The sequence below is a fragment of the Actinoplanes utahensis genome (assembly GCF_016862455.1).
GTDB classification, from domain to species: domain Bacteria; phylum Actinomycetota; class Actinomycetes; order Mycobacteriales; family Micromonosporaceae; genus Actinoplanes; species Actinoplanes utahensis.
Genome location: NZ_BOMZ01000079.1, coordinates 58876 through 70461, shown reverse-complemented (window position 1 = coordinate 70461; position 11586 = coordinate 58876). Strand labels below are relative to the sequence as shown.

Below are 11586 nucleotides of genomic sequence, written 5' to 3'. Positions count from 1 at the left end.
CGCGGGGTGGTTCAGGCGTTCATCGCGCGGATCAGGCTGGCCGGGCGCATGTCCGTCCAGCTCTTCTCCACGTACTCCAGGCAGTTGGCCCGGCTGTCCTCGGGATGTGCGACGGTCCAGCCGGCCGGCACGTCGGCGAAGGAGGGCCACAGGGAGTGCTGGCCCTCGTCGTTGACCAGCACGAGGTAGGTGGCGTCGTCGTCCTCGAACGGGTTGGTGCTCATCGGGCCAGGCTCTCCTTCTGTGCGGTCATCAGGGCCCACCATCCGTTGACGGTGGGCTGCTCGGCGAGTTCCACGAAGCCGAGGTGCATGCCGCCGGAGCGCCAGCGCTCGACCAGGATCATCAGGCGGATCGAGTCGAGCCCGACGTCCATCAGGTCGTCGTCCGGGCCGAAGCTGTCGGCCGGTTCGTCGATCACCTGGGCGATCTGCTCGTGCAGTTCGCCGGCCGAGGTGGGAAGGTCGCTCATCGAATCTCTCCAGCGGTGACGAGGGCGCACTGCGAAGCGGCCGGAACCGGGTGGCGCTCGGCGAGCCCGGCGGCGACCGAGGCGACGATCTCGCCGGAGCGGACGGCCACGGCGGAGAGCAGCGTGGACGTTATGCCGTGCACGTGCTCGGTGCCGCCCTGCAGGTAGACACCGGCCCGCAGTTGTTCGTCGGTGGCCACCCGGTAGTCGCGGCCGAGGCGCAGCAGCCCCTCGTCGTCGCGGCGGCAGCGCGGCCCGGTGGCGCCGAGCAGCCGGCCCGCGTCGACCGGCCGGTACCCGGTGGCGAACACGATCGCGTCGGCGCTCAGCGGGGTCAGCTCGCCGGTCGGCAGGTGCTCCACCACGACCTCCACCCCGTCCGGGCGTGGTCGCAGCTCGGCGATCCGGGAGGCGTTCATCATCCGCAGCCGCTCCTTGCCGAGCAGCCGCTCCTGGTACGCCGTGCGGTACAGCTCGGTGATCAGGTCGCCGTCGACCACCGAGTAGTTGGTGTTGCGGTGGTAGTCGAACAGCATCCGCTTCACGTCGGCCGGGGCGTCGTAGTAGAGGTCGACGGCGGCCGGGTCGAAGATGCCGTTGGCGAAGTTGCTGTCGTCGGCCGGGCTGTAGCCGTACCGGAAGAAGACCGAGCACACCTCGGCGCTCGGGTACCGCTCGTGCAGGAAGGCGACCGACTCGGCGGCGCTCTGCCCGGCGCCCACCACGACGAAGCGCCGCGGCAGCGGCTCGGTGAAGGTGGCCGCCCGGTGCAGGATGTCGAGGTTGTGCCAGACCCGCTCACCGGCGGTGACCTCGGGCGGCAGGCTCGACTCGAGGCCGACCGCGACCACCACGTTGCGGGCCCGGACCACCCGGGTGCCGCCGGCGTGCGTGGTGAGCACGTCGACCGCCCAGGCCTGACCGTCGTCGTCGAGCACGGGCACGACGTCGGTGACCGTGTGGCCGTACGCGACGGTGTGGCTCATCCGGCCGGCCGCCCAGCTGAGGTAGTCGTGGAACTCCACGCGCAGCGGGTACATCGACTTGTAGTTGACGAAGTCGGCGAGCCGGTCGTGGGCGTGCAGGTAGGACACGAAGCTGAAGTCGCTGGCCGGATTGCGCATCGAGACCAGGTCCTTGAGGAAGTGGACCTGCATCGTGGCGTTCTCGAAGAGCATCCCGCGATGCCAGCCGAAGTCGTCCTGCTTCTCCAGGAACACCGCCTCGATGCGGTCCTCGACCCGATCGGCGCGGGTGTTGTGCTCCTCGACAGCGATGGCGAGGGCCAGGTTGGACGGTCCGAAACCGATGCCGACCAGGTCGTACACCGTAGAGTCCGAGGGAACCAAGGGAACGCCCTTTCCAGGAGCGAAGCGGGCTGAGGAGGTTAGGCTAACCTAACTAATCTTCGGCAGTAAAGCGGCGGCCCGGTCACACGACCAGGCCGCCGCTTCCGTCACTTGGCCGCCGCCTCGGCGATCTTCGGCAGCACCGTGTCGATCGAGTACTGGATCGCCAGCGGGCTGGGGTTGCGCAGCGCGGTGAACTGCTCCAGGTCCAGCGCCACGTAGTGACCCTTCTGCACCGCGGTCAGGTTCTTGAACAGCGTGTTGGACTCCAGCGCCGTCTTGAACTGCTCCTCGACGGCGTAGACCATCACCACGTCGGCGTCCAGGGTGGCCACCTTCTCCAGGCTCAGCGTGACCGCGAAGTCCTCGCTCTTGAGCGCCTTGACGGCCGGCGCCAGCTCCATGCCGTACGCGTTGAACGCCTTGACGCCGGAGTCCTCCGGCGAGCGCAGCACGCCGATGGTGCCCGCCTCGAAGGCCTGCGCCAGGGTGAAGGTCTTACCGGCCAGAGCCGGGTACCGCGTCTTCACGCCGGCGACCTTCGCCTCGACGTCCTTGATGACCTGCTCGCCCTGCTCGGTCTTGCCGACCAGCTTGGCGACCTGGCGCAATGTGGTCTGCCACGAGTCCTCGACCGGGCCCGCCTCGTACGCGGTGGTCGGCACCAGCGGCGAGAGCGCCTTGTACTCGTCGTCGATGTAGTAGTCGCCACCGGCCAGCACCAGATCGGGGTTGAGCTTGGCGACCGCCTCGGCGTTCACGCCCTTCTCCCCGACCTCGATCACGGTGGGCTTGCCGGTCAGCTTCGGCTTCGCCCACGGGGTGATGCCACCGTCGTGCACCGAGGCGCCGACGCCCACCGGCTGGATGCCGAGCAGCAGCAGGGCGTCCAGGTCGGCGTCGGAGAGCGCGACGATGCGCTCCGGCGCCTTCTCCACAGTGGTGGTGCCGAGCTTGTGCGTGATGGACACCGGATATACGGCAGCGGCGGACGACGATCCGGTCTTCGGAGCGTCCTCCTTCTCGTCCGCACCGCAGGCGGCCAGAGAGCCACCGGCGAGGGCCAGAGCAAGCACGGAAGTGAATGCGCGCAGCTTGATAGACATGTTCGGTCGCCCTTACGTCTTAGGTGTGCCTAACCTAAGCAACACCTTGGCGGTCACACAACTCGGGGGGCTGTGCACGAAGCTAGTAGTGCTCGATGGATCGCGACGCGTCACAACGATCAGTCTCGATGCCGGTTGTCGAGCAGCCGGTTTTCCATATCCCGCACGGCGATGGACCGGGCCTCGCCACCCGGCCTACCTTTGGACGCCGCCCGCTCGGCGCAGGCGCGAAGCATGGAACCCATCCTGTCCGGGCGGACATGGAGGGGTATGAGCGACGCACGAGACGATGCCGGCTTGTGGGGCGAGGTGCTGGCCGGAAGCACCGACGCGTTCGGTGTGCTGTTCGAGCGGCATGCCGACGCGGTCTACAACCACTGCTTCCGGCGGACGGCGAGTTGGGCCGCCGCCGAGGATCTGACGTCGGTGGTCTTCCTCGAGGTTTGGCGGCACCGGCCACGGGTCCGGCTGGCCAACGACTCGGTGCTGCCCTGGCTGCTCGGGGTCGCCAACAACGCGGCTCGCGCCGCGGACCGATCCTCCCGGCGATACCGGCGGATGGTCGCCCGGGTCCGGCCGCCCGACGCGGCGCCCGACTTCGCCGAGGATCTCGCCGGGCGGCTCGACGACGAGCGGGCCATGCGGCGCCTGTTGCGAGCCGTCGACCGGCTCGCGCCGGCCGACCGGGCAGTGCTGTCGCTGTGCGTGTGGTCGGGCCTCAGTTACGAGGAGGCGGCCGTCGCGCTCGGCGTCCCCGTCGGCACCGTCCGGTCCCGGCTGTCCCGGGCGCGCGCCCGATTGCGCGCCCTGATGCCAATCCGTCTAGCAGAAGCCGTCGCCGCCGAAGGCAAGGAGTGAGAGATGATCGACAACGAGGTGCCCGGGGCCCGGAGCATGCCTGCCGCACAGCGGGCCCGGCGGAAGGCCGCGCTGCTCAACGCGATCGCGCCGGAACCGGCTCCGGCCCGGCGGTGGCGCCGGCTGCTGGCCCCGGTGGCGGGGGTCGCGGTGGTGCTCGCCACCGGCGGCGCCGTCGCCTACCTGGCCGATCGCGAGCCGGAGCAGCGCGAGGTGATCCGCTGCTACGGCGTGGCCGAGCTGAGTTCCGACGGCTTCACCGAGATGGCCCGGGCCGTGCCGTCCGGCGAGTCCGGGAAACAGGAGTTCCGCGATCCGGTGGCGGCCTGCGCCGACCTGTTCCGGCAGGGCTTCCTGCGGGCGGGCGACAAGCAGCTGCACGCGGAGACCGACCCGAGCGCCGCCCACGAGGTGCCTCCGTTGAGCGCTTGCGTCCTGAAATCGGGCGAGATCGCGGTGTTCCCGGCGGCCGGCGAGGTGTGCCGGGCGCTCGGCCTCCCCAGGCTGGCCGAATAGCAGAAGAAGATCAGTTCCCGCCAGGCGGCGTCCGATAACCGACAGCCGGACACATTGCCGCTGATCAATGAAACTGGAAATGTTCCCCACTGGATTTACTGCGGGGAAAATCCAGTCTATGGGGGAATTAAATGCGTCTGTTCTCAACATTGGGTGCTGCCGTCGCCGTGCTGGGGGCGCTTCTCGTCGCGTCACCGGCACAGGCGGCCGCTCCCGCCAAGACCTGCGTCATCAACCTTTCGGCGGGCAACACGATGACGTGTCACACCACTTTCACCAAGGCCGTCGCCGCGGCCACCGGCGGGTACATCACCGACGCGCCGGACACCGCGGGCAAGGCCCTCACCGACCGGAGCTTCCAGGGCCGGCTCAACGAGACCGAGAAGGTCAAATCCCACCAGGCCACCACTGCCCAGGCCGCCACCGTGCTCAGCATCGACTACGACGGCACGGGCACAGGCGGGACGTCGTTCATCTGGTCGGGGGACAACGGATGCACGGCCACGTCGACCGACGTGGATTACTTCGTCAACAGCATGCCGTCCGGTTGGAACGACCGGGTCTCCTCGAACCTCACCTACGCGAACTGCTGGGTCAACTACTGGGAGCACAACAACCACACCGGCTCCTCGACCGGTTACGCGGGAAGCCGTAACAACCTGGGCGTCATGAACAACCAGGCGAGTTCCGAGCGCTGGAGCTGATAACCACCGTTCCGTAAATGCCATCCGCGGCGAATCCGCAAGGGACGAAGAATGGCCGGCCCGACCCGGGGCCGGCCATTCCGCACTGCCGGCCGCCATCGAGAAGAGCGCCCCGCGAAGGGGTTTCCGGCCACTCCCCCAGGAGCAGCAGCGGTCCGGTGGCGGGCGACGGATCGCCGTCAGTGCGGGCGCGCCGAGGACACGGCCACCGGCACGCCCGCGGTCGTCCGTCAGGGTTTGAGGACGACCTTCTCGCAGTCGTCCTGCTTGTTCTTGAACATCTCGAAGCCGCGTGCGGCCTCGTCCAGCGGCAGGGTGTGGGTGATGATCCGGGTCGGGTCGATCTCACCGCGTTCGATGCGCTGCAGCAACGGCTTCATGTAGCGCTGCACATGGCACTGACCGGTGCGCAGGGTCAGCGACCGGTTCATCCACGCGCCGGCGGGGAACTTGTCGAGCAGGCCGCCGTACACGCCGATCACCGAGACCACGCCGCCGCTGCGGCACGACATGATGGCCTGGCGCAACGCGTGCGGGCGGTCGGTCTCCGACCGGACGGCCTGCTTGATCCGGTCGTACGCGGCGACGTGCGCGCTACCGTGGTCCGCTTCCAGGCCGACCGCGTCGATGCACTTGTCGGGTCCGCGCCCGCCGGTCAGTTCGAGCAGCCGGGAGCGTACGTCGACCTCGTCGAAGTTGACCGGGATGTGGCCCGCCTCCTCCGCCATCCGCAGCCGGTACGGCTGCTTGTCGATGGCGATGACCTTGGCGGCGCCGAGCACCCGGGCGCTGTCCATGGCGAACTGTCCGACCGGTCCGGCGCCCCACACCGCCACCACGTCGCTGGGCTGGATGTCGCACATCTCGGCGCCCATGTACCCGGTGGGCAGGATGTCGGACAGGAACAGCACCTGCTCGTCACTCAGATCGGACTCGATCTTGAGGGGGCCGACGTCGGCGAACGGCACCCGCGCGTACTGTGCCTGGCCGCCCGCGAAACCGCCGGTCAGATGCGAGTAGCCGAAGATGCCGGCGGTCGGGTGACCGAACATCTTCTCCGCGATCCCGGCGTTCGGGTTGGAGTTCTCGCAGCAGGAGTACAGCTCGGCGGCGCAGGCCGCGCACGCGCCGCAGGCGATCGGGAACGGCACGACGACCCGGTCCCCGACCCGCAACTTGTCCCCGGGCACCCCGGAGCCGACCTCGATCACCTCGCCCATGAACTCGTGACCCATGATGTCGCCGTCCTGCATCGTCGGCACATAGCCGTCGACCAGGTGCAGGTCCGAGCCGCAGATGGCGGTGGAGGTGATCCGTACGATCGCGTCCCGCTTGTTGAGGATCCTGGGGTCCGGCACGTCACGGACCTCGACCTTGTTACGGCCGGCCCAGGTGTTCGCCCTCATGCGTCCGCTCCCTTCGCGAGCTCGGCGTCCGACAGCGGCTGTGCCGGGCGCTGCGGGAACTCCTTACGCGCCCGTTTGCCCCACGGCGCGCCGTCGGAGCGGACCACCTCGCCGGTCTCCAGCACCTGCTTGAGCCGGCGCAGGTCGTCGTCGAGCTGCTGGTGCGGCTCCTCGCCGAAGTACTTCGCGACCGCCTTGCCGATCGTGCCGCCCGGGATGTCGTACGTCAGGGCGACGTGCACCTCGGTGCTCACCCCGTCGGGGGCGGGCACGAACCGTACGGTGCCGGAGTTCGGCACGTCGGCGTTGCCGATCGAGCGCCACGCGATCCTCTCGCCGGGTGACTCCTCGGTGATCTCCGCGTCCCATCCGACGTCCTTGCCGAACGGGGCGTCGGCGGTCCACCGGCTCGTCCGGTCACCGGTGGCGCGGACCTGCTCGAGGTGCGCCATGAACGTCGGGAGGTTCTCCAGATCACGCCAGAACGCGTACACCTCCGAGGCGGGTTTGCGAATGGTCGTCGCCGCTGTCAACTCCATGGTTCCTCCTCTGCGTGCGCCGTGCACCGCCGGCTCCTTCGTTCGGATGGCCCGCACCGCGGTCAGCAGGTCGATCACGGTGATCCCGGCGACGACGCCGGTCACGGCGAGCAGCCGCCGCCGGCGGCTCCCGCCACGGTGAGCCAGGGCCATCCCCAGCGCGGTCAGGTCCATCGCGTCGCCCGCGACCCGGGTCCACGCCCAGGCGCCCTTCCGCCGGCTCGTCAGGAGCCCGGCCGCGTGGATCAACTCGCGTGCTCCGACCAGCGGCACCACGGCCCGCGCGGTCGCGGAGTCGTCCACGCCGCTGATCCGGCGCACCACGTCCGGCGCCGCCAGCTGTGCCACGCCCAGGCCGAGACTCATCCAGCCGAGTCCGCGGCCCCGCCGCTGCATCTGGTCCTGTCTGTCGTTCGCCTGTTCTCGGGTTGCCAGTCGAGTCACGGGCAGCCTCCGTGTTCGCATCGCTCTCAGCCGCGCCGCCCGGCCCACGGCGGCCTGTGGCGCGCAGCCTGTCCGGGTTGGTGTACCCCCCGAAATCCCGCTGAACCGCCGGCCGGCCCACTCCCCCTACGTGGGTGCCGTTGCGCAGCCGTAGGCGACGGCGACGCGTTGCTGGCCGCGGTGGTGGAGCATCAGCCCGACGTTGTGGTAGCCGACATCCGGATGCCACCGACACACACACGGTGGTGGGCCCCTCGGCTGAGGGGCCCACCACGACCACGCGAGCTGACGACCATGGACCGGAGCTGTCTCCCTGCCCGGGGTCAGGCGAGGGTGTTCCAGCCGCTGCCGATCAGGCGGCCGGTGCCGTACGGGGCGGTGTCGTCGCCGCTGTGGGTGTAGAGGTAGAGGCTGCCGTCGGGGTGCGTGCCGACGATGTCGGCCTTGCCGTCACCGGTGGCGTCGGTGGCCATCACCCGGTCGAAGCCCTGCCAGCCCGAACCGAGAACAGCACCACCGCTGTACGGGGCAGCGTTGTCACCACCGTGGGCGTACACCCGCAGCGAGCCGTCCGGGCTGACCGTGACCACGTCCGCCTTGCCGTCACCGGTGACATCTGCGGCGGTCACATGAGCGAAGGCGGCCCAGCCGGTCCCGACCTGACGCCCGGTGCCGTAGGGGGCGGCGTTGTCGCCACTGTGGGCGTACAACGACAGCGCCCCGTCCGAGGCGACACCGAGAACGTCCGCCTTGCCGTCACCGGTCACATCGGCGACGGTCACGTGCCGGAACGAAGCCCACCCACTGCCGATCGCCCGGCCGGTTCCATACGGGGCGGCGTTGTCACCACTGTGGGCGTACAACAGCAAGGCCCCATCAGCACCCACCGCCACGATGTCGGCCTTGCCATCCCCGGTGACATCGGCGACCCGGAACGTCGACATCGACTGCCAACCGGAACCCACCACCCGGTTCGGGCCGTACGGCGCCGTGGCCCCGGCACCGTTGTTCGGATACAACGCCAAGGTGCCGTCGGACCTGCGACCGACCAGATCCGCGTAACCGTCCCCGGTCACATCCCCGGCCGCCACCCCGCCGAACCCGGCGAACAGCGCCCCGGTGATGACGGCGGCGTCGGCGGCCTCGGGCTCGTACCGGCTCGGGTAGGCCGACACCTGCACTGCCTGGGCCACCTGACCGACCGGGCGGGTCCGCCAGGAGCCGTCCGGGTACAGGCTGAGCATCTTGTTGAGGAACGCGTTGGTCGCCCAGGCCGGGTCGAGGCGCTGCTGCCGGCTGCCCCAGGACGCCCGCTGCTGGAACAGGCCGAGACTGTCGTGGTCGACCTCCTCGGAGATGTTCTGGATCGTCGACTCCACGATGACGGTGGCCACCGCGATCGTGGCGGCGCGGCGGTCCAGCCCACGGGCCTGCACGGCGGCGACGACGGCACGGGCGCAGGACACCCGGTAGCCGGTCATCTGGTTGCGCATCCGGGCCTGCAACCGGGAGTTGAGCGAGGCGGCGAGAGCGTTGTCGGCGGCGGTCACCCCCGCCGCGCTGCAGGCGACGGTGGCGTAGGCGTGCGCCGGGGTGGCCGTGCCGGTCAGCAGTCCGGCGATCAGGGCGGCGGTGGCGAGAGCCGTGGTCGCGCCCCGCCGGTGAAGGAAGCTGGTCATGTCCGTACTCCGTTCGGGGTGTCGGGTCAGGCGAGGGTGTTCCAGCCGCTGCCGATCAGGCGGCCGGTGCCGTACGGGGCGGTGTCGTCGCCGCTGTGGGTGTAGAGGTAGAGGCTGCCGTCGGGGTGCGTGCCGACGATGTCGGCCTTGCCGTCACCGGTGGCGTCGGTGGCCATCACCCGGTCGAAGCCCTGCCAGCCCGAACCGAGAACAGCACCACCGCTGTACGGGGCAGCGTTGTCACCACCGTGGGCGTACACCCGCAGCGAGCCGTCCGGGCTGACCGTGACCACGTCCGCCTTGTCGTCACCTGTCACATCAGCAGCCGTGACATGCGAGAAGCCCGCCCAGCCGGTGCCCACCTGACGACCCGTGCCGTACGGGGCCGCATTGTCGCCACTGTGGGCATACAGCAGCAGCGTCCCGTCGGAGGCGACACCGAGGATGTCGGCTTTGCCGTCACCGGTGACGTCGGCGACGGTCACGTGCCGGAACGAGGCCCAGCCACTCCCGATCGACCGGCCCGTGCCGTACGGGGCCGCGTTGTCACCGCTGTGGGCGTACAACAGCAGGGCCCCGTCGACCCGCGGCGACCGGGCCGAGGCCGGCACCGAGCAGCAGTGGGACGGCTGGGGGTACGTCGCCGGCGGGGACCTCACCGCACCGGTGCACCCGCCGGACGGCATGCCGTCGTGCGCCTTCAGCCGGTGACTCAGACGTGCCCGGTCGCCCGGGCCGCGCTGACGAGGCGTCCCCGCTCGGTGTCCGCGAACCGATTCAGCATGGCGCGGACCTCGTCCGCGCCGGTGTTCGCGCCGAACAGCTCGGTCCCGGGCTCCATCCGGACGCCCTCGGCCAGCGGCCCGGCGGCCACCGGGTCGAAGCCGAGCGCGTCGACGAGGTCCGCCACCCGCGCGACGGCGGCGGGGTCGTCGCCGGCGAGCGCGATCGCCTTGCGGCCGGGCGCTCCGGCGGCGCGGGCCTCCTGTTCCAGGTCGTGGTAGCCCATGTGGTTGAACGCCTTGACCACCGTGGCGCCGGGCAGGAACTCCTGCACGATCTCACTGGAGGAGGTCCGCGGGTCGGTCAGGTCGTCGCGGACGCCGTCGACCTCCCACCAGTAGTTCATCGCGTCGATCACCAGCTTGCCGCGCAGCGCACCGGCCGGGATGGTGCGGTAGCGGCCCAGCGGCAGCGCCAGCACCACGATGTCGGCGCGCTCGGCGGCCTCGGCCGCGGTCACCACCGTCGCGCCGGGGGTGAGGATCTCCGCGATCAGGGCGATCCTCGCCGGCTCCCCCGAGCCGGCGAGGAGGACGTCGTGCCCGGCTGCCCGGGCGAGCCGGGCCAGCACGGTGCCGAGCTTGCCGGCGCCGAGGATGCCGATCGTGGTCATCGCCGCTCACCTGCCAGGATGTCGCGGACCATGGGGATCACCTTCGCGCCGTACAGCTCGACGGCGCGCATGCGGGCGCTGACCGGCTGCGCTCCGACGGTGTAGACCAGGTCGAACCGGCCGATGCCGAGCGCCGTGACGGCGGCCGCGATCTTGCGGGCCACGGTGTCCGGTGAGCCGACGTAGAGCGAGCCGTCCGCCACCTCGGCGTCGAACTCCTGCCGGCGCAGCGGCGGCCAGCCGCGCAGCGCGCCGATCCGGTCCCGCTGAACCTTGTAGTACGGGTAGAACAGCTCCTTGGCCTGCTCGTCGGTGTCGGCGAGGAAGCCGGGCGAGTGCATCCCGACCGGGTGCGCGACCGTGCCCAGTTGCTCGGCCGCACGCCGGTAGAGGTCGACATAGGGCGCGAAGCGTTGCGGCTGGCCGCCGATGATGGCGAGCATCAGCGGGAGCCCGTGCCGGGCGGTGCGCACCACCGACTGCGGGGAGCCACCGACGCCGACCCAGGTGCTCAGCCGCCCGGACTCGGTGTGCGGGAAGACCTCGGCGTCGGTGAGCGCGGGCCGGGTGGCGCCGTTCCAGGTGACCGGCTTCTCGTCGAGCAGCTTGACGAACAGGTCGAGCTTCTCCTCGAACAGCACGTCGTAGTCGCTCATGTCGTAGCCGAACAGCGGGAACGACTCGGTGAACGACCCGCGGCCGAGGATCGCCTGGGCCCTGCCGCCGGAGATGGCGTCGACGGTGGCGAAGCGCTGGAAGACGCGTACCGGGTCGTCGGAGCTGAGGACGGTCACGCCGGAGGCGAGGGTGATCCGGGAGGTCTTCGCGGCGATGCCGGCGAGCACGGTCTCCGGGGTGGAGATCGAGTACTCGGGGCGGTGGTGCTCGCCGAGCGCGATCACGTCGACGCCGAGCTCGTCGGCGAGCACGGCTTCGTCGATGACCTGCCGGATCGCCGCGGCCTGCGAGATGAGGGTGCCGGAGTCGTCCTCCGGCACGTCGCCGAAGGTGTCGAGACCCATGATGAGGTCCGTCATGGCACAGCCCTCCAACTATTTGATTCGTCAAGCAAATTCTGTCCGGTAAACCTTACGACCCGCGGATTTATGCCCGCACC

14 protein-coding genes and 1 pseudogene are annotated in these 11586 nt (G+C 70.1%); 5 read left to right on the top strand and 10 right to left on the bottom strand.

What is annotated here, in order from left to right:
• Positions 1-11: 11 nt before the first annotated feature.
• The 4 genes from Aut01nite_RS27100 to Aut01nite_RS27085 all read right to left on the bottom strand — a co-directional run bounded on the left by Aut01nite_RS27100 (position 12) and on the right by Aut01nite_RS27085 (position 2927).
• Positions 12-224, bottom strand: coding sequence for an MbtH family protein (locus tag Aut01nite_RS27100; protein ID WP_043523667.1), 213 nt, complete (start codon positions 222-224; stop codon positions 12-14).
• Positions 221-472 (bottom strand): phosphopantetheine-binding protein, encoded by a 252-nt coding sequence (locus Aut01nite_RS27095; protein ID WP_052163416.1) that lies wholly within the window; start codon positions 470-472, stop codon positions 221-223. The genes Aut01nite_RS27100 and Aut01nite_RS27095 overlap by 4 nt, the downstream gene beginning before the upstream one ends.
• Entirely contained in the window at positions 469-1800 is a 1332-nt protein-coding gene (locus Aut01nite_RS27090; RefSeq protein ID WP_236642599.1) for a lysine N(6)-hydroxylase/L-ornithine N(5)-oxygenase family protein, read from the bottom strand. The genes Aut01nite_RS27095 and Aut01nite_RS27090 overlap by 4 nt, the downstream gene beginning before the upstream one ends.
• A 128-nt stretch (positions 1801-1928) precedes the next feature.
• Entirely contained in the window at positions 1929-2927 is a 999-nt protein-coding gene (locus Aut01nite_RS27085; RefSeq protein ID WP_201775467.1) for an ABC transporter substrate-binding protein, read from the bottom strand.
• A 270-nt stretch (positions 2928-3197) separates the two neighbouring features.
• Here Aut01nite_RS27085 and Aut01nite_RS27080 point away from each other — a divergent pair, with 270 nt between their 5' ends.
• From Aut01nite_RS27080 to Aut01nite_RS27070, 3 genes are all read left to right on the top strand, one after another.
• Positions 3198-3785 (top strand): RNA polymerase sigma factor, encoded by a 588-nt coding sequence (locus Aut01nite_RS27080; protein ID WP_052163417.1) that lies wholly within the window; start codon positions 3198-3200, stop codon positions 3783-3785.
• A gap of 3 nt (positions 3786-3788) precedes the next feature.
• Positions 3789-4301: a hypothetical protein gene (locus Aut01nite_RS27075; protein WP_043523669.1), complete on the top strand. Its 513-nt coding sequence runs from the start codon at positions 3789-3791 to the stop codon at positions 4299-4301.
• Positions 4302-4432: 131 nt separating this feature from the next.
• Positions 4433-5005, top strand: a complete 573-nt coding sequence (locus tag Aut01nite_RS27070) for a beta/gamma crystallin domain-containing protein (RefSeq protein WP_152628573.1) — start codon at positions 4433-4435, stop codon at positions 5003-5005.
• 230 nt (positions 5006-5235) lie between these two features.
• Here Aut01nite_RS27070 and Aut01nite_RS27065 read toward each other — a convergent pair whose 3' ends face one another.
• Both Aut01nite_RS27065 and Aut01nite_RS43740 read right to left on the bottom strand, forming a co-directional pair.
• On the bottom strand, positions 5236-6411 hold the full coding sequence (locus Aut01nite_RS27065) for a zinc-dependent alcohol dehydrogenase (RefSeq protein ID WP_043523671.1): 1176 nt from the start codon (positions 6409-6411) through the stop codon (positions 5236-5238).
• The gene (locus tag Aut01nite_RS43740; RefSeq protein WP_236642600.1) at positions 6408-7394 is read right to left on the bottom strand and encodes an SRPBCC family protein; all 987 of its coding nucleotides are present in this window, start codon (positions 7392-7394) and stop codon (positions 6408-6410) included. Before Aut01nite_RS43740 ends, Aut01nite_RS27065 begins: the two co-directional genes overlap by 4 nt.
• A gap of 144 nt (positions 7395-7538) precedes the next feature.
• On the opposite strand from Aut01nite_RS43740, the pseudogene Aut01nite_RS43735 reads away from it, so the two are divergent.
• Positions 7539-7634, top strand: a pseudogene (locus Aut01nite_RS43735) (DNA-binding response regulator); the annotation flags it as partial.
• Between the two features lie 83 nt (positions 7635-7717).
• On the opposite strand, the gene Aut01nite_RS27055 reads toward Aut01nite_RS43735, so the two are convergent.
• Entirely contained in the window at positions 7718-9073 is a 1356-nt protein-coding gene (locus Aut01nite_RS27055) for an FG-GAP-like repeat-containing protein (protein ID WP_052163418.1), read from the bottom strand.
• Between the two features lie 26 nt (positions 9074-9099).
• Complete coding sequence (locus Aut01nite_RS27050; protein ID WP_052163419.1) at positions 9100-9558, bottom strand: FG-GAP-like repeat-containing protein; 459 nt, start codon at positions 9556-9558, stop codon at positions 9100-9102.
• A 40-nt stretch (positions 9559-9598) separates the two neighbouring features.
• Between Aut01nite_RS27050 and Aut01nite_RS27045 the strand changes: the two genes are divergently transcribed.
• A complete protein-coding gene (locus Aut01nite_RS27045) occupies positions 9599-9784 on the top strand; it encodes a hypothetical protein (RefSeq protein ID WP_043523673.1) in 186 nt (61 codons plus the stop codon).
• A 1-nt stretch (position 9785) separates the two neighbouring features.
• Here Aut01nite_RS27045 and Aut01nite_RS27040 read toward each other — a convergent pair whose 3' ends face one another.
• Both Aut01nite_RS27040 and Aut01nite_RS27035 read right to left on the bottom strand, forming a co-directional pair.
• Complete coding sequence (locus Aut01nite_RS27040) at positions 9786-10469, bottom strand: NADPH-dependent F420 reductase (RefSeq protein WP_043523674.1); 684 nt, start codon at positions 10467-10469, stop codon at positions 9786-9788.
• Complete coding sequence (locus Aut01nite_RS27035; protein ID WP_043523675.1) at positions 10466-11506, bottom strand: LLM class flavin-dependent oxidoreductase; 1041 nt, start codon at positions 11504-11506, stop codon at positions 10466-10468. The genes Aut01nite_RS27040 and Aut01nite_RS27035 overlap by 4 nt, the downstream gene beginning before the upstream one ends.
• Between the last annotated feature and the right edge of the window lie 80 nt (positions 11507-11586).